Genomic DNA, 20,379 nt, shown 5'->3' on the forward strand with positions numbered 1-20,379 from the left:
TGCCCTGAGCCAGCCTTTCCACCCCGAGAGCGAGTCTTCCGACATGATCACTGCCACCGGCCTGGAACTCCGCGCCGGATCCCGAATCCTGCTCTCCGACACCACGCTGCGGGTACAGCCGGGGGACCGGATCGGCCTGGTCGGCCGCAACGGCGCCGGCAAGACCACGACGCTGAAGGTGCTGGCCGGCGAGGGGCAGCCGTACGCCGGTCAGCTCGACCGCCGCAGCAACATCGGCTACCTGCCGCAGGACCCACGCACCGGCGACCTCGACGTGACCGGGCGCGACCGGGTCCTCTCCGCCCGCGGCCTCGACCAACTGATGGCGCGGATGACCGAGCTGGAGGGGAAGCTCGCCGAGACACCCGACGACAAGCTGGTCCGCCGCTATGGCGCGTTGGAGGACCAGTTCGCCTCGCTGGGCGGGTACGCGGCCGAGGCGGAGGCGGCCCGCATCTGCGCCAACCTCGGGCTCCCCGACCGGGCGCTGGCCCAGACCATCGGCACCCTCTCCGGCGGCCAGCGCCGTCGGATCGAACTGGCGCGGATCCTGTTCCGCGACGCGGGCGAGAACGGTGGCGGCATTCTGCTGCTCGACGAGCCGACCAACCACCTGGACGCCGACTCGATCACCTGGCTGCGCGGGTTCCTCGCCAATCACAAGGGCGGCCTGATCGTGATCTCCCACGACGCCGCTCTGCTGGAGGCGGTGGTCAACAAGGTCTGGTTCCTCGACGCCACCCGTTCGGTGGTGGACGTCTACAACCTGGGGTGGAAGGCGTACCTGGAGGCGCGGGAGACCGACGAGCGGCGTCGCCGCCGGGAGCGGGCCAACGCAGAGAAGAAGGCCGGCGCGCTGATGGCGCAGGCGGACAAGATGCGGGCGAAGGCCACCAAGACCGTCGCCGCCCAGAACATGGCCCGTCGGGCCCAGCGGCTGCTCTCCGGGTTGGAGGAGGTGCGGGTCGGCGACAAGGTGGCGAAGGTGCGCTTCCCCACCCCCACGGCGTGCGGTCGTACCCCGCTGACCGCGAGTGGACTGTCGAAGTCGTACGGATCGTTGGAGATCTTCACCGACGTGGATGTCGCGGTCGACCGCGGATCCCGGGTGGCGATCCTCGGCCTCAACGGTGCCGGCAAGACCACCCTGCTGCGGATCCTCGGTGGCCTGCTGGAACCGGACACCGGCGAGGTGCGGCCCGGACACGGGCTCCGGCTGGGCTACTACGCCCAGGAGCACGAGACCCTGGACGTCCAGCGGACGATTCTGGAACACATGCGCAGCGCCGCGCCGGAGCAGAGTGACACGGACCTGCGCCGGATTCTCGGTGCGTTCCTCTTCTCCGGGGAGGACGTGGAGAAGCCCGCCGGGGTGCTCTCCGGTGGGGAGAAGACCCGGCTGGCCCTGGCCACTCTGGTCTGCTCCGGTGCGAACGTGCTGCTACTGGACGAGCCGACGAACAACCTCGACCCGGTCAGCCGGGAGCAGGTGCTGGACGCGATCGCCCGCTATCCCGGGGCGATCGTGTTGGTCACGCACGATCCGGGGGCGGTGACCGCACTCAAGCCGGATCGGGCCATCCTGCTGCCCGACGGGGACGAGGACGCCTGGAGCGACGACCTCCTGGAGCTGGTTGAGCTGGCCTGACCGATCGTGGGCCTCCGGTCTGCCTATCGGGTAGCCGACATTACATAGCGTGTCGGTTGGCGATTAGTTGATATCTGGCGCATGATCGTTCGAGACGGTCTAATAGGTGGGACCGTATCCGAACCGCACAGTCTGGGACGTGAGGACACAGCATGGCAGCCACTGGCACAGCCACCAGCACTGAGAAGGGTCGCCGGATCGTCGGGGCCGAGCGTCAGACGCTCGCCAAGGACCTGGTCAAGCGGTACACCTCGGGGGAGAGCATCCGTGCGCTCGCGGCCTCAACCGGCCGCTCCTACGGATTCATCCACCGGGTGCTCACCGAGTCCGGGGTGCAGCTGCGGCAGCGCGGCGGCGCCCGGCGTCGCAAGAAGGCGTGACCCGCCGAGCGGCGCCACCCATCAGCACCGTTCCCCGGGCCGTCCGGTGACTGCCGCGGCGACCGGGGTCCGGCTGGAGTGCGACGGTGCGGTGGCCACGGTCACCCTGGCCCGGCCCGACGTGCTCAACGCGCAGACTCCGGCGATGTGGCAAGCGATGCGCGACTTCTCCCGGAAGCTCCCCGGCGACGTGCGCGTCGTGGTCGTCCGCGGGGAAGGCCGGGCCTTCTCCGCCGGCCTTGACCTGTCGGTGGCGGGTGCTTCCGGGCCGGGTTCCTTCGCCGAGCTGTCCACCCTGCCCGAGCAGGAGTGCGCGGACCGGATCGCCGAGCTGCAGGATGCCTTCACCTGGTTGCATCGCCCCGACCTGGTGTCGATCGCGGCGGTGCAGGGGCACGCGATCGGCGCCGGGTTTCAGCTGGCGCTCGCCTGCGACCTGCGGGTTCTCGCCGAGGATGCCCGGTTTTCCATGGCGGAGGTGACACTCGGCCTGGTCCCCGACCTGGCCGGCACCAAGCGCCTAGTCGAGCTTGTGGGCTACTCGCGCGCGCTGGAGCTCTGCGCCACCGGGCGGCGGTTGGACGCCGCTGAGGCGGACCGGATCGGGCTGGCGACTCTGGTCGTGCCGACCGGGGAGCTGGCCGGCGCGGTCAGCGACCTGACGGCGGGGCTGCTCGCCAACGACCGGGACGCGGTCGTAGAGATCAAGGCGTTGCTCGCCGGCGCGTCCGATCGCACCCCGGCCGAGCAGGAACGGGCGGAGCGGGAGGCACAGACCCGGCGGCTGCGGGAACTCGCCGGCCGGGGAGAATAGCCGGGCGGGGCGCTGGCACCTGTCAGCGCCCGTCAGGGCCGTACGGGAAGATTCGGGTTACTGACCGGGTTGTCACAGGCGTCGGGAGAATCGACCCGGAGGTCGTGGTCGGCCCGATGACCCGGAGGTGACCGTGTCCAATCCGATGTCCGGCGGCGGCATAGGCGGCTGGAGCATGCTCCGGTCGATGCGGAGCCACGACGAGATCTCGGCGCACCGGCTCCAGCGCGGGGTGGCGCGTCGGATCGTCGGCTTCGCCCAGCCCTACCGGCGGGACATCGTCGTCTTCCTGGCCACCGTCGTGCTGGCCGCGATGATCGGGGTTGCCACCCCGGTGCTCGCCGGCAAAGTGATCGACGCCATCACCCGGGGCGGCAGCGAGGCATCCAGCCTGATCGTTCGGCTGGCGTTGGTGATCGCCGCGCTCGCGGTGGCAGATGCGCTGCTCTCGCTCGCCCAGCGGTGGTACTCGGCCCGCATCGGTGAGGGCATCATCCTCGACCTGCGGACCCGGGTCTACGACCACGTCCAGCGGATGCCGCTGCAGTTCTTCAGCCGGACCCAGACCGGCGCGCTGGTCAGCCGGCTCAACAACGACGTGCTCGGCGCGCAGCGAGCGTTCACCTCGACCCTGTCCGGGGTGGTCAGCAACGTCATCCAGCTGGTGCTCACCGCGGCGGTGATGTTCACCCTGTCGTGGCAGATCACCGCACTGTCGCTGGTGCTGCTGCCGGTGTTCATCATTCCCGCCCGCCGGGTCGGGCGGCGCCTCGCCGAGATCACCCGCGAGTCCTACAACCTCGACGCCAAGATGAACGCGACGATGACCGAGCGCTTCGGCGTCTCCGGCGCACTGCTGGTCAAGCTCTTCGGCCAACCCGACAATGAGGCACGTCGGTTCGCCGGGCGGGCCGAGCGGGTCCGGGACATCGGCATCCAGTCCGCGATGTACTCGCGGACCTTCTTCGTGGCGATGCTGCTGGTCGCCTCGCTCGCGCAGGCGCTCACCTACGGGCTGGGCGGATGGTTGGCGGTCACCGGCAGCGTCAGTGCCGGCACCGTCGTCACGCTCGCGCTACTACTCACCCGGCTTTACGGTCCACTCACCGCGCTCTCCAACGTGCGGGTTGACGTGATGAGCGCGTTGGTCTCGTTCGACCGGGTCTACGAGGTGCTCGACCTGCAACCCGCCATCACCGAGAAGGCCGCTGCCGTCACCGTGCCGCGGGGCGACGGTCGGGTCGAGTTCCGGTCGGTGCACTTCCGCTATCCGAGCGCCGCCGAGATCTCGCTGGCCTCCCTGGAGGAGGTCGCCGCGCTCGATCGGACGGCCACCGAGCCGGTGCTCCGGGGGGTGTCCTTCACCGTCGAGCCGGGGCAGATGGTCGCCCTGGTCGGGCCCTCCGGCGCGGGCAAGTCGACGCTGTCCATGTTGATCTCTCGGCTCTACGACGTTACCGAGGGCCAGGTGCTCGTCGGCGGGATTGATGTCCGGGACGCCAGCCTGGACTCCCTGCGCGACGAGATCGGTGTCGTCACCCAGGATGCACACCTGTTCCACGAGACCATCGCCGAGAATCTGCGGTACGCCAAGCCGGCGGCCACCGACGACGAACTCTGGGCTGCCCTCGCCGGTGCTCAGGTGGCGGACCTCGTGCGGGCGTTGCCCGACGGCCTGGACACGGTGGTGGGGGAGCGCGGCTACCGCTTCTCCGGTGGGGAGAAGCAACGCATCGCGATCGCCCGGGTGCTACTCAAGGCACCCTCGATCGTGATCCTGGACGAGGCCACCGCGCACCTGGACTCGGAAAGCGAGGCAGCGGTGCAGCAGGCGCTCTCGGTGGCGTTGACGGGGCGGACCGCGCTGGTCATCGCGCACCGGCTCTCCACGGTGCGAGCGGCCGACCAGATTCTCGTACTCGATCAGGGGCGGATCGTCGAGCGGGGGCGGCATGAGGAGCTGGTCGTCCTGGGCGGGCTCTACGCCGAGCTGTACCGGACGCAGTTCGCGGTCGCCGACTCGCCCACGCCGTACCAGGACGCGACCGGGCCGGAACCGGTGACGCTGCCGATGCGCTCCTACGTCGCCGAGGAGGCGTTGCCGCCGGCCGCCGCTAATTAGCCCACATCGGGTGCCCCGACCGGCGTCTACTGCGGGGACTGGGTGACTACAGCCCACGCAGCGCGCCGCCCTCCACCGGTAGCGTGATTCCGGTCAGGTAGCTGGCGGCGGGGGAGAGCACGAATGCCGCCACCCGGCCGAACTCCGCCGGCTCGCCCAGCCGGCGGAGCGGGATCTCAGCCTCCGCGGTGGCGCGGGCCTGTGCGGGGTCCCCGGCGGTGGCGAGGAGCTGCGCGTTCCGGTCGGTCAGCATCCGCCCCGGCAGCAGCCCCACCACTCGGACGCCCTGGGGGCCGTACTCGTCGGCCAGGTCCTTGGCGACGCCGGCCAGGCCGGGCCGGAGGCCGTTGGAGATGCCCAGGCCGGCCAGCGGCGCCCGCGCCGTGATGGACAGCACCAGCCCGATCGCTCCGCCGTCGGGCAGCGCGGCGGCGACGGTCCGGGCCATTCGGACGGTGCCGAGGAAGATTGTTTCGAAGGAGCTGCGCCACTGCTCGTCGCTCACGGTAGCCGCGCTACCCGGCGGTGGGCCGCCGACCGACACCAGCGCGCCGTCCAGCCGCCCGAACGCCTCCCGGGCGGTCGCCGTCAGCCGTTCGGGCAGCTCCGGGTCGGCCAGGTCGGCGGGCACGCCGACGGCGCACGCGGGGCCACCGAGGCGGTGGGCGGCGGCGCTCACCGCCTCGGCGTCCCGGGCGGCGAGGACGACGCGCGCCCCGTCGGCGACGAGCGCCTCGGCGGTCGCGTAGCCGAGGCCCCGGGAAGCGCCGGTGAGTACGTACACGCGGTCAACCAGTCCGAGATCCATGCCCTGATCCTGCCGCATCCGCTGCCAGCAGGCGGGCCGAGCTAGGCTCGGCGGCGGGCGGGACGCAGGAGGCGTACCCGCCCGGCGAACTGGATCGCGACGGCGCCGCCGACCCGATGGTCAACGCCGACGGACGGCCTCCTCGACCAGGTTGAGCACCGGTCCGAGGTCGTCGGCGGGGCGTCCCATCGCCAGGTGCAGGACCAGACCGTCGTACGCCAGCTTCAGGAACTGGGCGAGCACATCGATGGGGACGTCGTCGCGCAGGACGCCGGCCTCGCGCTGGCGGAGTAGGCGGTCGCGGGTGGCTTCGGCGATCGCCGCGGACCGTTCGGTCCACCGCCGGGCGAACGCGGGATCGGTGCGGAGGCGGCGCGAGACCTCCAGTTGGCTGCCCAGCCAGCCCGTCGTGTCGGGGGAGGCAGCCCGGGCTAGTAGATCTCGCATGACCTGCACCAGGCCATTGCGGGCGACAGTTTCCACCATCGCCGCCGCATCGTCCTCGGCCACGGCGAGGAAGAGGGAGTCCTTGTCGCGGAAGTGGTGGAAGATCGCTCCACGGGACAGCCCGGTCGCCTCCTCCAGACGGCGCACGGTGGCGCCCTCGTACCCGTGTCGGGCGAAGCAAACCCGGGCGGCGGTGAGGATCTCCTGCCGGCGCGCGTCAAGTTGGTCCTGACTTACTCTGGGCACGGGTCGATCGTGTCAAACCACCCGGCGTCCTGCAAACCGTACGTACGGCTTGCGGTCTGACCCGTCGGCTGACAGCCCCGCGTCCGCTCTCTTCGGCACATTCCCCCTACCAGCTGCTTCACCCGTTTGTCACAAATTTCTGGACATTTGGCGGCCTGGGCCTGTCGGACAGACGCCTCGGTCCCGTAAGGTGCCGGAGTGCCGCTGCTCCTTCTTGACCTGGATAACACCCTGCTCGATCGAGAAAATTTGTTCCGATCCTGGGGCGAGCGCTTCCTGGTCAAGATCGGCGCACCGCCAGGTGACCTCGATTGGCTGCTCTCCGTTGACGCGGACGGGCTTACCGATCGGTGGGATGTGGCCGACTCGATCCGTAACCGCTACTCGCTGGCGGTCCGCTCGGTCGACCTGGTGGAGGAGCTGCACGACGGCGTGCTCGCCGGCACCCGACTTGATCCACTTGTGGCGTGTGCGCTGCAGATCATCGGCGACGCCGGGTGGATACCGGTGGTGGTCTGCAACGGGGCGGTACGGCAGCAGGAGGAGAAGATCCGGCGGACCGGGCTGGACCGCTACCTGGCCGACTGGGTGATCTCCGAGGCGGCCGGGGTCAGCAAGCCGAATCCGCGAATCTTCGCACTGGCCGCGCAGCGGGTTCGGATGCCGCTACGCGGGGCCTGGGTGGTCGGCGACGGCCCGGAGGCGGACATCGGCGGTGCCGCGGCCGTGGGGCTGCCCAGCGTCTGGCTGCACCGGGGGCGCACCTGGACCGACGGACGGTTCGCCCCCACCTTCACAGTCGACGGTCTGATCGCCGCCCTCGCCGCGGTGCTCGCGGCGTAATACCGGTTGCCGCGCCGCGATCCGACGGTGAGTATGGGACCGCACGGTGTACCCCGGGCGAGTGGCCCGGTCGAGGAGAGGAGGTCGGTCATGGCCGTCTGCACAGGTCACTTCCAGCTGTCTCCACTGACCTCGACCGAGGGATCTCACCGCAGTGCGCGATCACGACTTTCCGGCGCCGGAGCGCCGGACCCGCGGCAGACGCCGCTTCGACGATGACGAACCACGCTTCACCAAACGCGGGCGGAAAGCCGGACCGGAGCCCGAATCCGCCCCACTGCCGGATGCCCAGACCTGGTCGTCCTGGGACGACGCCGTCCACGGCCCAGAGCCGTACCCGGCCTGGCTGGTAACGGAGCTGGCCGCCAAGGACACCGAACTGGGCGTGCTCAAGACCGGAAAGGAGGCGGACGTCCACCTCGTCCGCCGCGCCGTGCCCGACACCGATCGGTCCTGCCTGCTCGTGGCCAAACGCTACCGAGATGCCGACCACCGGCTCTTCCACCGGGACGCGGGATATCTGGAAGGGCGGCGCGTCCGACGCTCCCGGGAGATGCGGGCGATGACCCGGCGAACCGCGTTCGGGCGGCAGATGATCGCCGGACAGTGGGCGGCGGCGGAGTTCGCCGTGCTCGGCCGCCTGTGGGAGATCGGTGCCCGGTACGGCACGATCACCGTGCCCTACCCGGTGCAGCTCCGCGGCACCGAGTTGATGCTGGAGTTTCTCGGTGACCACGACGAGGGGCAGGCCGCCCCACGGCTGGCGCAGCTGCGGCCGGCGGAGGCCGACCTGCGTGACCTGTGGGGACAACTCGTCGAGGCGCTGGTGGTACTCGCTCGGGCCGGCCACACCCACGGTGACCTGTCGCCCTACAACCTGCTGGTGCACGAGGGGCGGCTGGTGCTCATCGATCTGCCTCAGGTCGTGGATCTGGTCGCCAACCCGCAGGGGCCGGAGTACCTGGCCCGAGACGTACGGGTCGTTGCCACCTGGTTCGTCGCCCGCGGCCTGCCGGCGGAGCGGGCAGAACCGCTCGCCCTCACCGAACACCTACTCCGCGAGGCGGGCCTGCGTTGAACACTCCGGCGGAACCTGGAGCGGGACTGCTCCAGCGCCCTACTGGAGGTAGCGCGCCACCTCCGGCGCCGGACGTGCGCCCTGGGCGTCCGGGTCGCCGTGGGTGGAGCGGGCGGCGCGCCGCCGGCGCAGCAGGTCCCAGCACTGGTCCAGCGACGCCGACAGATCCCGGAGCCGGTCGCGGCTCTCGTCGTCGGTGCCCTCCTCGTTGGCCTGGGCCGCGTCGCGGAGCTGGTGTTCTTCGTCAACCAGCTCGGAGATGCGTTTCAGGATGGTCTTGTCGTCCATGACCACGAGCCTGGCACAGCAGGGCGAGATCACACCCGGGATCGGGCTGCTGTCTCGGGGCAACGCCCGGTCAGCCGCATCGGGTAGGTAACCCGGACCGCCAGGTGGAAACGCGACGGGGCCCCGCACCGGTGCGGGGCCCCGTCCGTTACCGCCTTAGCCGATCATCCGGCGCAGCACGTACTGCAGGATGCCGCCGTGCCGGAAGTAGTCCGCCTCTCCTGGCGTGTCGATGCGGACCACCGCGTCGAACTCGACCCCGGTGTCGGTGGTCACCTGGACGGTCCGCGGGGTGTTGCCCTCGTTGAGGGCGGTGACTCCGGTGATGGAGAAGGACTCGGTGCCGCACAGGCCCAGCGACTCGGCGGTCTCGCCGGCCGGGAACTGCAGCGGCAGGACGCCCATACCGATCAGGTTGGAGCGGTGGATCCGCTCGTACGACTCGGCGATGACCGCCTTGACGCCCAGCAGCATCGTGCCCTTGGCGGCCCAGTCCCGGGACGAGCCCGAACCGTACTCCTTGCCGGCCAGGACGATCAGCGGGATCCCCGCCTCCTGGTAGGCCACCGCGGCGTCGTAGATGGTGCTCTGCTCGCCGGTGAGGTGGTTGACCGTGAAGCCGCCCTCGGGAAGCGCGGCCCCGGCAGCGGAGTCGGCGCCGGGCACCCGAAGCTGGTTACGCAGTCGGATGTTGGCGAAGGTGCCCCGAATCATCACCTCGTGGTTACCCCGGCGGGAGCCGTACGAGTTGAACTCGTGCCGCGGCACGCCGTGCTCGGCGAGGTACCGACCCGCGGGGGAGTCGGCCTTGATCGCACCAGCGGGCGAGATGTGGTCGGTGGTTACCGAGTCCCCAAGCTTGGCCAGGACCCGCGCCGCCCCGATGTCGCGGACCGGCGCCGGCTCGCGCCGCATGCCCTCGAAGTACGGGGGCTTGCGGACGTAGGTCGACTCGCCCTCCCAGGCGAAGGTGTCGCCGGTCGGCGTCGGTAGCGACTGCCACCGCTCGTCACCGGCGAAGACATCCGCGTACGCCGAGCTGAAGCCGCCGGCGCCGATCGCGGCGGCGATGACCTCCTGGATCTCGGCGCTGCTCGGCCAGATGTCGCGCAGGAAGACCGGGCTTCCCTGGGCGTCCTCGCCGATCGGCTCGTTGGCCAGGTCGATGTCCATGGTGCCGGCGAGCGCGTACGCGACCACCAGCGGCGGGGACGCCAGGTAGTTCATCTTGACGTCCGGGTTGATCCGGCCCTCGAAGTTGCGGTTACCGGAGAGCACCGAGACGACCGAGAGGTCCTTCTCGTTCACCGCCGCGGAGATCTCCTCCGGCAGCGGGCCGGAGTTGCCGATGCAGGTGGTGCAGCCGTAACCGACCAGGTGGAAGCCGAGCTTCTCCAGGTACGGGGTGAGGCCGGCCCGCTCGTAGTAGTCCATGACGACCTTCGAGCCCGGGGCGAGGGTGGTCTTCACCCACGGCTTGCGGGCCAGGCCCCGCTCCACGGCGTTACGCGCCAGCAGCGCGGCGCCGATCATCACCTGCGGGTTGGAGGTGTTGGTGCAGGAGGTGATGGCAGCGATCACCACCGCGCCGTGGTCCAGCTCGAACTCGGTGCCGTCGGCGCCGGTGACCCGGATCGGGTTGGTGGCCCGGCCGCCGGAGCCCACCGCCGCGGTTACCAAATCGCGCGGGGCGTCAGCGGGGTCGGTGACCTCGTTGGCGGGGGCATCACTGGCCGGGAAGGACTCGGCGCTGGCCTCGTCCGCGGGGCCGCTGATGCCCTGCTCCGGCTCACCGCCGGCCGCGTCCACGGCGACGTAGTCGGTGAGTGCGGCCCGGAACAAGGTCTTGGCGTTGCCCAGCGGCACCCGGTCCTGGGGCCGCTTCGGGCCGGCGAGTGACGGCTCGATGCTGCTCAGGTCCAGCTCCAGCCGCTCCGAGTAGTTCGGCTCCGCGGCCGGGTCGTGCCAGAGGCCCTGTTCCTTCGCGTACGCCTCGACGAGCGCGACCTGCTGCGGGTCGCGTCCGGTCAGCTCCAGGTAGCGCACGGTTTCGGCGTCGATCGGGAAGATCGCGACAGTGGAGCCGTACTCCGGGGACATGTTGCCGATGGTGGCCCGGTTGGCCAGGGGCACCGCGCTGACGCCCGGGCCGTAGAACTCGACGAACTTGCCGACCACACCGTGCTTGCGCAGCATCTCGGTGATGGTCAGGACCAGGTCCGTAGCGGTGGTGCCGGCCGGCATCTCCCCGGAGAGCTTGAATCCGACGACCCGCGGGATGAGCATGCTGACCGGCTGGCCGAGCATTGCCGCCTCGGCCTCGATGCCGCCGACGCCCCAGCCGAGCACACCGAGGCCGTTGACCATCGTGGTGTGTGAGTCGGTGCCGACCACCGTGTCCGGGTAGGCCTGGCCATTGCGCTCCATCACCGTACGGGCGAGGTACTCGATGTTGACCTGGTGCACGATGCCGGTGCCCGGCGGGACGACCTTGAACTCGTTGAAGGCGGTCTGACCCCAGCGCAGGAACTGGTAGCGCTCCTTGTTGCGCTCGTACTCCAGCTCCACGTTGCGTTGGAAGGCGTCCTCGCGGCCGAACAGGTCGGCGATGACGGAGTGGTCGATGACCAACTCGGCCGGGGCGAGCGGGTTGACCCTCGTCGGGTCGCCGCCCAGGTCCCGCACGGCCTCACGCATGGTGGCCAGGTCAACCACGCAGGGTACGCCGGTGAAGTCCTGCATCAGCACCCGCGCCGGGGTGAACTGGATCTCCACGCTCGGGTCGGCGGCCGGCTCCCAGGCGCCGAGTTGCCGGATGTGGTCGGCGGTGATGTTCGCGCCGTCCTCGGTCCGGAGCAGGTTCTCCAGGAGGATCTTCAGGCTGTAGGGGAGCCGGTCGTGCCCCTCCACCTTGTTGATCTTGAAAATCTCGTAGCTCGCGTCGCCGACGCGTAGCTGGGTCTTCGCACCGAAGGTGTCGAGGCTCGCCACGTCGTACTCCTTCACACCAGTGGCCGTGAGCAGTCCTGAGCAGTCTGTCGCACCGACGGGGGCGGTGCGGTGCTTAGGCGGCCCTTACCTGTATTAACTGCGGTACAAACCGTACGTCCGTCTTGCTATTCACGCAACCTCGGTCCGGGCGCGGGGCGGGCGCAGGGTTCGCCGCTGGTGCCGGGTGGGTGCGGCGGTGGTGAGCGCTCGCGGGTGCGCCGCCGGGTTGCGGCCTCGCCCCCTTGTGGCGGCGGTGGGGGTAGCCGCTTCGGGTCGATGTCCGGTCGACGGTCGAGTTGGTTTGTGATTCCGGCTCGGAGCTCCCGATGTGGCCACTACCTTGAGTAAATGGCAACAATTCTCTTCGCGGTGCTCCTCGTCGCCGGCTGGCTCATCGTCCGGGGCAGTGGGCGCGGGACCGTACTCGCCGCGTGGACGGTTTCGCTCTGCGCCATCCTGCTGCTCTTCAACTATCACGTGGGCGCGAAGCTGCCGCTGAACTTCTGATTGATTGAGGATGTTATGACCGGCCGTCTGGGCTTCTGGCTTGCGCATCTCTTCGTCCTCGCCTACTGCGGTGTGCTGCTCGGCGGATTCGCGGTGCAGTTCGTGACCGGCGACCTCCCGTGCCCGCTCTGCATCCTGCAACGGATGGCGATGATGCTGGTGGCCTTCGGGCCGCTCTACATCATCGTGCGGACCCGCCGTGGCGATGTACGGCTCGCCGACTACGCCATGGGGTACGGGATGAGTATCGTCGCCGCCGTCGTCGGTGCCGCCATCGCGGTCCGCCAGATCCTGCTGCACATCGTGCCGCCCGACCCCGGCTACGGGTCGCCCATTTTCGGACTACACCTATATACCTGGGCATTTATCACGTTCTGCGTGGTGCTGGTGTTCTGTGGGGTGAGCCTGATCTTCGCCCGCGCGCTGGTACCGCGGGGCGTGCGGTTCGGTTGGCCGTCAAAGGTGGTCTGCGGGCTGTTCCTGGTGATCGTGGCGGCGAACCTGGTGGTGGTGTTCCTCCAGGCGGGCTTCCACTGGTTCCTGCCGCCTGACCCCGACCGCTACGAGATCTTCCATTCGCTGGCGTTCTGGGACGCTGGGGCGATATCAGGCGGCGCTACGGAGTGAGGGTGGCGCCGGGTTCACCGTGCAAGGTGCCTGCAGAATTTCGACTTAACCTGCAAGGGATTGCAGAAAATTTCGACGGCAGCTAGCGTGCGGCTCATCAGCGACCAGAGGAAGGCCGTCGATGAAACCCCCGCCGATCCCGCGCAAGGCGCTGCTCACTCTCGTCTCGCTGGCGACCCTCACCCTCGCCGGCACCAACACCTTCGTTCACCTCCCACCACCCGGCGATACCGATGCGCCGGCCGTGGCCGGTGCCGCGCCGTGGGCCGCCGACCACCTCGCCACCACGCTGCTCGCCGCCGGTAGCCACCAACCCGAACCTGGGGCCACCACCGGCCTCGACCTGACCACGCAGAAGGCGCACTGGATCGACCGCGGCACGGTCGCCTGGCCGACCGAAATCCCGGACGACACGACGTACGCCCTGGTGACAGCCGCGGTCGGCGGGGTGACCCTGGTCGACGGCGAACTCGTCGGGACGTACCGGTCGATCCCGCTGCAGGCCCGGCGGCATGGGCTCTCCGCGGCACAACGCGAGCGGTTCCCGCACCTGGCGGCCTTTCAGGCCCTCGCCCTGCACCGAAAGCACCTGGACGGGGTGCCGGCGGCACTGCGCGGACAACTCGTGGTGACCGAGCGGGACGGCGGAGGCGCCCTGCGCGCGGCCACCGGCGTCCAGCTCCCAGGTGTGCTCGACGACGTCTACGCCCCGGCGACCCAGGCGCGGCTCGGCCCGACCTTCACCGGTGCGGCGCCGACACTCGCGGTCTGGGCCCCCACCGCCCGCACGGTGGCACTGCAGTTGTTCGACACACCGACATCGCGACCGCGGCCAGTCCCCATGCATCGGGACAACCGCACCGGTGTGTGGTCGGTGCGGGGAACCCCGTCCTGGACCGGGAAGTACTACCGCTACCAGGTCGAGGCCTGGCAACCGGCCGAGCAGCAGATGGTCACCGCGGCGGTGACCGACCCGTACTCGCTGGCGCTCGCCCCCGACTCCACCCACAGCCAGATCGTCGATCTCGCCGACCCTCAGCTCGCGCCACCGGGGTGGACACGGCTGCGAAAGCCGGCGGCGGTACCCGCGACGCAGGCGCATATCTCCGAGCTGTCGGTGCGGGACTTCTCGATCGCTGACAGCACGGTGCCGGTCGAGCGACGCGGCACGTTCCGTGCCTTCACCGACCCGGCCACCGCCGGAATGCGACACCTGAGGGCGCTCGGCGACGCCGGGACGACTCACCTGCACCTGCTTCCGGCATTCGACTTCGCCACGATTCCCGAACGCCGTGCCGACCAGCAGCAACCCCCCTGCGACCTGGCGGCGCTCCCGCCGGACTCAGACGAACAGCAGCGATGCGTCGCCGCAGTCGCCGACACCGACGGCTACAACTGGGGGTACGACCCGCTGCACTACACCGTGCCGGAGGGCGGCTACGCCGTTGACCCGACCGGGGCGGCGCGGACCACCGAGTTCCGGCGGATGGTCGCCGGGGTGAACGGCGCGGGGCTGCGGGTGGTGCTCGACGTCGTCTACAACCACACCTCGGCGGCGGGCACCGACCCGAACTCGGTGCTGGACCAGGTCGTTCCCGGCTACTACCACCGGCTGCTGGCAGACGGCTCGGTCGCCACCTCAACCTGCTGCGCCAACACCGCCCCCGAGCACGCCATGATGGGCAAGCTCATGGTCGACTCGGTGGTCACCTGGGCGAAGGAATACAAGGTGGACGGTTTCCGGTTCGACCTGATGGGTCACCACCCGAAGGCGAACATGCTGGCCGTCCGCGCCGCCCTCAACGAGCTGACCATCGCCCGCGACGGAGTGGACGGTCGGAGCATCCTGCTCTACGGCGAGGGCTGGAACTTCGGCGAGGTAGCCGATGACGCGCGGTTCGTTCAGGCAACCCAGGCCAACCTGGCCGGCACCGGCATCGGCACCTTCAACGACCGGCTTCGGGACGCGGTGCGCGGAGGCGGCCCCTTCGACGCCAACCCACGTCGGCAGGGCTTCGCCTCCGGGCTGTACACCGACCCCAACCATGACCCGGTGAACGGGTCAGCGGCGCAGCAACGCGCCCAGCTGCTGCACCAGCACGACCTGATCAAAGTCGGGCTCACCGGCAACCTACGTGACTACCGATTCACCAACACCGCCGGTGAGCAGGTCACCGGGGCGCAGGTGGACTACAACGGATCGCCGGCCGGCTACACGGCCGCACCGGGGGAGGCGGTGACCTATGTGGATGCCCATGACAACGAGATCCTGTACGACGCGTTGGCGTACAAGCTGCCGGAGGACACCGCGGCGGTAGACCGAGCCCGGATGCAGGTACTCGCGCTCGGCACCGCCCTGCTGGGCCAGGGCACCGGCTTCGCCACTGCCGGCAGCGAGCGGCTGCGGTCGAAGTCGCTGGACCGTAACTCGTACAACTCTGGTGACTGGTTCAACCAGATCCGATGGGACTGCACCCAGGGCAACGGGTTTGGCATCGGCCTCCCGTCCGAGCAGGACAACAAGGACAAGTGGCCCTACGCTCGCCCCCTGCTTGCCGATGCGGGGTTGGTGCCGGACTGCGCGACGATCGACCTGGCCGGGACCCGGCACACCGAGTTGCTTCGGATCCGCTCATCGTCGCCGGTGTTCGGGTTGCGGACGGCAGAGCAGGTGCAGCGACGGGTGGCGTTCCCGTTGTCGGGCCCCGCGGAACAGCCGGGTGTACTGACGATGACGCTGGACAGCCGCGGGTTGGGTGGTCCGTGGAAGTCGGTGACGGTGGTCTTCAATGCCACCCCTCAGGCAGCCACCCAACAGCTCACCGACCTGCGCGGAGCGGACGTGGTGTTGCACCCGGTGCTGCGTACCTCCGCTGATGAAGTCCTGCGAACCTCCTCGTTCGCGTCCGACAGCGGCACGTTCACGGTTCCGGCCCGCAGCGTGGCCGCCTTCGTGCAGCGGTGACACACCATTGGTCCGGCCCCCTCCGCTGACGCGGAGGGGGCCGGACTGACTAGCTGGTCGATCAGCCGAAGCAGTTCTCGATCGGCTCGGGGCTGCCCTGGCAGTTGGTCGGGTCATTGCCCTTGATTGCGGACTTGTTGTCGACCGTGACCTTACCCAGTGCGCTGAACACGCCACCCGGCTTGAAGGTCGAGCGGTTCTTCGTCACCTTGGAAGCAGTCAGATCGACGCTGCCCAGGACGTTGAAGATCCCGCCGCCGGAGAAGCCGGCAAGGTTTTCGGAAATTGAGCTGTTCCGGAAGGTGACCGCGCTGAGGAGGTTGAACACACCGCCCCCGAAGACGCCGGCCTTGCTGTCCGTGATGTTGCTCTTGTCGACGTTGGCGATCACGCCAAGTGCCAGCGCCATGCCTCCACCGTCACCGACGGTGCCGTTGTCAACAAGCTGCGCCTCCTGCAGGTAGAGGCTGCCTCGCTCGGCCGCGCCGATTCCTCCGCCGGCGAGCAGCGCCAGGTTCCGGGCAACAATCGTCTGCTTGACCGTCATGTCGCCGCCGAGGTCGAACAGGCCGCCGCCGAAGCCAAGTGTGTCGTTCCCGGTGACCTCGGCCTTTTCGACCGAGACCATCCCGGCCTTGATGTCCTTGCGGTCCAGGAACGCTGCCCCGTTGGCGATACCGCCGCCGCCGACTGTAGCGCCGTTTTGCATCACCCGGGACGAGGAGACCCGCAGGACACCGCCGTTGAAGATGCCGCCACCGTAGTGGAAGGCGTCATTCTTGATCAGCGTCGTGTGGTAGAGGCTGGTCTTGCCGAAGTTGGCGATCCCACCTCCGACGCCACCGGCGAGGTTGTGCTCCAGGTAGGACTTCTCAAAATCAGCGGTGCCGCCTGCCTGCACCAGGACGCCGGCGCCGTCCTTGGTGTTGTGGTGCGGGAAGTACTTGTGCTCCGCGCCTTCAGCTGCCATCTCGGAAGGGGCCGTCCACGCGGCGGCTGGGCCGCCGACGTTGGCGTTCACGCTGGTGGCGTCGTTCTGGTTCCAGTTTGCGGCGCCGTTGTGGTTGGCGTCTGCGTTGGTGGAGCTGTTCTGGTTCCAGTTTGCGGCGCCGTTGTCGTCGGTGGCGACAGTGTCGTCGGTGGCGGCAACCTCGTCCGTGGCGACAGCCTCGTCCGTGGCGACAGCCTCGTCCGTGGCGACAGCCTCGTCCGTGGCGGCAACCTCGTCGGTGGCGGCAGCCTCGTCCGTGGCGGTGGCCTCGTCCGTGGCGGTGGCCTCGTCGGTGGCGACAGTGTCGTCGGTGGCGGTGGCCTCGTCCGTGGCGACAGCCTCGTCGGTGGCGGCAGCCTCGTCGGTGGCGGCAGCCTCGTCGGTGGCGGCAGCCTCGTCGGTGGCGGCAGCCTCGTCCGTGGCGGTGGCCTCGTCCGTGGCGGTGGCCTCGTCGGTGGCGACAGTGTCGTCGGTGGCGGTGGCCTCGTCCGTGGCGACAGCCTCGTCCGTGGCGACAGCCTCGTCGGTGGCGGCAGCCTCGTCGGTGGCGGCAGCCTCGTCGGTGGCGGTGGCCTCGTCGGTGGCGGCAACCTCGTCCGTGGCGGTGGCCTCGTCGGTGGCGACAGTGTCGTCGGTGGCGGTGGCCTCGTCCGTGGCGGTGGCCTCGTCCGTGGCGGCAACCTCGTCGGTAGCTGCGGCCTCGTCGGTGGCGACAGTGTCGTCGGTGGCGGTGGCCTCGTCGGTCACGACGGCCTCGTCTGCGACGACGGCGTCCACATTCGCGGCGTCGTCCGTCGTGGCGTCCCCGTTAGTGCTGGCGTCTCCGGTCGCCGCATCGCCTGACCACTGTCCTGGCCCTGCCGTGTCGACCGGCGTCTCCGTGTTCGCCGTGGGGTTGTCCGTGGTGGCCGGGGTCGTCGTGTCGGCTCCCGCAGCCTGCGGCTCGCCCTGGAACAGCGGTAGGTACGGCTGGCCAGCCTTGGCAGCCTCTCCCGCCGCGACCGAGTTCGAGAAGCGTGACCACACCGCCTCAGGGCTGTTCGCGCCCCGTTCGTCCGCAAGGGTCTTGCCGCCCTTGATGGTCAGGCCCTGAGCCTTTAGGTGTCCACCCCGGCCAACGTTGAGGATTCGGAAGAACTCGGCCTGGCTGTCCCGGGCGATCTTGGTGTTGTGCCCGACAAGGGTGATCGGTTCCTTGATGATCGGCAGGCCGTTGCCGTAGCCATCGGACCGGGTCAGCGTGTAGGTGCAGTCCTTCGCCAGCTTGAGTACGCCGCCCTGGTTGCTGTTGGCGTGAATGATCGCCTGGATCAGTTTGTCGGTCTGGCAGGGCACCTCCTTTCCGTGCTTTTTCCCGGGGTTCTCCTTGTCTTGCTTACCGTCCCAGTTTCCTCTGTGGTTGGCTTCCCAGTCGCCCTCGCGGCCCGCGCCTCGGTCGTCGGCTGTTTGCTCGTCGTTCGTGGTGATCTGAGCGGTGTTCCAGGCCAGGTCCCGGGCGCCGGCTCCGGCCCCGGTGAAACCAACCGCGGCGATGCTGACCACGCCGGCGACGCCGCTGGCGAGCCAGAGTTTGCGTCGTCGTTTCGACGCAGCCTCCGGGCCGGTGGCGTTGTTTGGATCTTGGTAGTTGGACATTGGAGCTCTCTACCCTCTCCTCATACCAGACAGGGGCGCCTCGCTCGAGAGCGAGTGTCCCTACTACAAATCGGTTGTAGCTCCCAGAAACACCGTATGGGAATCATTCTCACCTCGAGGTCTTTTGTGAAAGAAGCCCACATTAGGCTCGGAGGGGGATGGACTGGGGCGTAGAGCGCACTTCTTCACGTTCGGACAGATTCGGGGCTCCTCCGGCCGGGTACGGCCGGAGGAGCCCGATCTATGTGGTGGTGCACTCAGGGGTGACTCATCCGAAGCAGCGCTTCGGAACGACCGGGCTGCCCGTGCAGTTCGTCGGCCGGTTCTTCTTGACCGCGGACTTCTCGTCGATCTTGACCCCGTCGTTCGTCGTGAAGATGCCGCCGGGCGGTGTGGTGGCGTAGTTCTCGGACACCGTGCTCTGGATCAGGGAGACCTGTCCGTAGGCGTTGACGATGCCACCGCCCACCGCGAAGGGGCCGACCGCCCGGTTGCGGACGACTTCGCTCTTCCGCAGGGTCACGGAGGCCTTCATGGTGAACAGGCCAGCGCCGCCCGTGCCCTCGGCCACGTTCTCCTTGAGTACGCTCTCCTCCAGGACCGCGTTGGAGTTGTTGGCTACTGCGAGACCACCCGCAACGTCCGTGGCGACATTCCGCTCGATCTTCACCTGCTCCAGGTACAACCTGGACTTGTCGATACCGAGCATGCCGCCGGCATCCCGCCCTGCGGTGTTGTCCGTGACCTCGCTACGGGTAACACTCGTGTTGCCGGAGCGGTCGAGGATGCCGCCGGCCAGGCCCGGGGTCTGGTTGTGGCTGATCGTGCTACTCCATACCCAGACGGTGCCTCCCTTGGCGCCGGGTTTGAACGAGCCGTTGGCAAATCCGCCGCCACCCTGGCGAGCGTTGTTCTGTTCGATCTTGGACCGCTCGATCCGTAGGATGCCGGTGCTGAAGACGCCGCCGCCGAACTCGGTGGCGCTGTTGTGTTCGACTGCGGAGTCCCGGATGGTGGTCGTGCCGTAGTTGGCGACGCCACCGCCGTTTCGGCCGTGGTTCAGCACGATCGAGCTCTTCTCGATGTCGGCCTTGCCGCCACGCTGGACCAGGATTCCCGCGCCGTCGCCGTCGCCGTAGGGGGCGACCGCCGTGCCGGTGGTTGTTGGTTCAGCTATCGCCTGCTCAGGTGCCTGGGTAGCTTCGTGCGTCATCGAGAGGTCGAGCGATGGCAGCGCCTCGGGCGTTGAGTAAGCCCAGCGGGGCGTGGTCTGTCCGCCCTTGACGGTAATGCCCTTGAGGGTCAGGTGGCCATCGTGCCCGACATTGAAGATCCGGAAGTGCGCGGCGTTGGCTGCCCGAGCGATCGTGGTGTCGTACCCGTTGAGAACGATCGGTTCCTTGATCACTGGAAGTCCGTTACCGTGCTCGCCTCGGGTCAGCTCGTAGGTGCAGCCCTTGGCGAGCGACAGCACACCGCCGCGGTTCTGGTTGGCGTGGACGATTGCTTGGATCAGCTTGTCGCTGTTGCATGGGACAGCTTTCGCGTGGTCTGCAGTCTTCCGGTCGCCCTCTCGGCCGCTGCTGTCGCCGCCCCACTGGCCTTGGCCTTCGCTGTCGCCGCCGCCCCACTGGCCTTGGCCTTCGCTGTCGCCGCCGCCCCACTGGCCTTGGCCTTCGCTGTCGCCGCCGCCCCACTGGCCCTGGCCCTGGCTGTCGCCGACCGCGCCGCCCTCGGCGGGAATGGTCTCAGCGGGGTCGGCATCGCTGACCTTCTGTTGGATGTTGGCCTGCGTCTCCGCCCGGCCGGTGTTTTCGGCCGTCTCGTTGTCTCGGGCGGCGACCCCACCGAGGGTGGCCAACCCGACGACGCCGGTCAGGCCAACGACACCGGCCGCGACCCACAGTGTCCGCCGTCCCCGGTTCGGGGGGTCGGCGTTGTTCCCGCCGTCAGGAGTTGTTACGTCAATGGACATCAGAGCATTCCGCC

General features: G+C 69.1%; 15 protein-coding genes. 9 read left to right on the forward strand and 6 right to left on the reverse strand.

What is annotated here, in order from left to right; translation table 11 throughout:
• The first annotated feature begins 43 nt into the window (after positions 1-43).
• From AC1UKG_RS05045 to AC1UKG_RS05060, 4 genes are all read left to right on the forward strand, one after another.
• On the forward strand, positions 44-1,648 hold the full coding sequence (locus AC1UKG_RS05045) for an ABC-F family ATP-binding cassette domain-containing protein (protein ID WP_018744268.1): 1,605 nt from the start codon (positions 44-46) through the stop codon (positions 1,646-1,648).
• 152 nt (positions 1,649-1,800) lie between these two features.
• Complete coding sequence (locus AC1UKG_RS05050) at positions 1,801-2,028, forward strand: helix-turn-helix domain-containing protein (RefSeq protein ID WP_007462679.1); 228 nt, start codon at positions 1,801-1,803, stop codon at positions 2,026-2,028.
• Between the two features lie 46 nt (positions 2,029-2,074).
• Positions 2,075-2,842, forward strand: coding sequence for an enoyl-CoA hydratase/isomerase family protein (locus tag AC1UKG_RS05055; protein ID WP_018744269.1), 768 nt, complete (start codon positions 2,075-2,077; stop codon positions 2,840-2,842).
• Positions 2,843-2,987: 145 nt separating this feature from the next.
• The gene (locus tag AC1UKG_RS05060; RefSeq protein ID WP_033662834.1) at positions 2,988-4,964 is read left to right on the forward strand and encodes an ABC transporter ATP-binding protein; all 1,977 of its coding nucleotides are present in this window, start codon (positions 2,988-2,990) and stop codon (positions 4,962-4,964) included.
• A 46-nt stretch (positions 4,965-5,010) separates the two neighbouring features.
• On the opposite strand, the gene AC1UKG_RS05065 is transcribed toward AC1UKG_RS05060, so the two are convergent.
• Entirely contained in the window at positions 5,011-5,772 is a 762-nt protein-coding gene (locus AC1UKG_RS05065) for an SDR family oxidoreductase (protein WP_018815297.1), read from the reverse strand.
• Between the two features lie 120 nt (positions 5,773-5,892).
• Positions 5,893-6,465: a TetR/AcrR family transcriptional regulator gene (locus tag AC1UKG_RS05070; RefSeq protein ID WP_012014281.1), complete on the reverse strand. Its 573-nt coding sequence runs from the start codon at positions 6,463-6,465 to the stop codon at positions 5,893-5,895.
• A 198-nt stretch (positions 6,466-6,663) separates the two neighbouring features.
• On the opposite strand from AC1UKG_RS05070, the gene AC1UKG_RS05075 reads away from it, so the two are divergent.
• Positions 6,664-7,308, forward strand: a complete 645-nt coding sequence (locus tag AC1UKG_RS05075; protein ID WP_018744272.1) for an HAD family hydrolase — start codon at positions 6,664-6,666, stop codon at positions 7,306-7,308.
• A 154-nt stretch (positions 7,309-7,462) separates the two neighbouring features.
• A complete protein-coding gene (locus AC1UKG_RS05080; protein ID WP_018744273.1) occupies positions 7,463-8,386 on the forward strand; it encodes an RIO1 family regulatory kinase/ATPase domain-containing protein in 924 nt (307 codons plus the stop codon).
• 39 nt (positions 8,387-8,425) lie between these two features.
• Here the strand turns inward: AC1UKG_RS05080 and AC1UKG_RS05085 are convergent, their stop codons facing one another.
• Together AC1UKG_RS05085 and AC1UKG_RS05090 are read right to left on the reverse strand one after the other, a co-directional pair.
• Entirely contained in the window at positions 8,426-8,674 is a 249-nt protein-coding gene (locus tag AC1UKG_RS05085; protein WP_033662835.1) for a DUF2630 family protein, read from the reverse strand.
• A gap of 156 nt (positions 8,675-8,830) precedes the next feature.
• Positions 8,831-11,680: an aconitate hydratase gene (locus AC1UKG_RS05090; RefSeq protein ID WP_018815298.1), complete on the reverse strand. Its 2,850-nt coding sequence runs from the start codon at positions 11,678-11,680 to the stop codon at positions 8,831-8,833.
• A 333-nt stretch (positions 11,681-12,013) separates the two neighbouring features.
• On the opposite strand from AC1UKG_RS05090, the gene AC1UKG_RS05095 reads away from it, so the two are divergent.
• From AC1UKG_RS05095 to pulA, 3 genes are all read left to right on the forward strand, one after another.
• Complete coding sequence (locus AC1UKG_RS05095) at positions 12,014-12,172, forward strand: DUF5993 family protein (RefSeq protein WP_018744276.1); 159 nt, start codon at positions 12,014-12,016, stop codon at positions 12,170-12,172.
• Between the two features lie 15 nt (positions 12,173-12,187).
• Entirely contained in the window at positions 12,188-12,799 is a 612-nt protein-coding gene (locus tag AC1UKG_RS05100) for a disulfide bond formation protein B (RefSeq protein ID WP_018744277.1), read from the forward strand.
• A gap of 121 nt (positions 12,800-12,920) precedes the next feature.
• Positions 12,921-15,764, forward strand: coding sequence for a pullulanase-type alpha-1,6-glucosidase (pulA, locus tag AC1UKG_RS05105; RefSeq protein ID WP_482642718.1), 2,844 nt, complete (start codon positions 12,921-12,923; stop codon positions 15,762-15,764).
• 61 nt (positions 15,765-15,825) lie between these two features.
• On the opposite strand, the gene AC1UKG_RS05110 is transcribed toward pulA, so the two are convergent.
• Positions 15,826-18,390: a hypothetical protein gene (locus AC1UKG_RS05110; RefSeq protein ID WP_482642719.1), complete on the reverse strand. Its 2,565-nt coding sequence runs from the start codon at positions 18,388-18,390 to the stop codon at positions 15,826-15,828.
• A 268-nt stretch (positions 18,391-18,658) separates the two neighbouring features.
• Positions 18,659-20,365: a right-handed parallel beta-helix repeat-containing protein gene (locus tag AC1UKG_RS05115; protein WP_482642720.1), complete on the reverse strand. Its 1,707-nt coding sequence runs from the start codon at positions 20,363-20,365 to the stop codon at positions 18,659-18,661.
• Positions 20,366-20,379 lie beyond the last annotated feature (14 nt).

The organism is Salinispora sp. CH2A1_6, assembly GCF_056820975.1.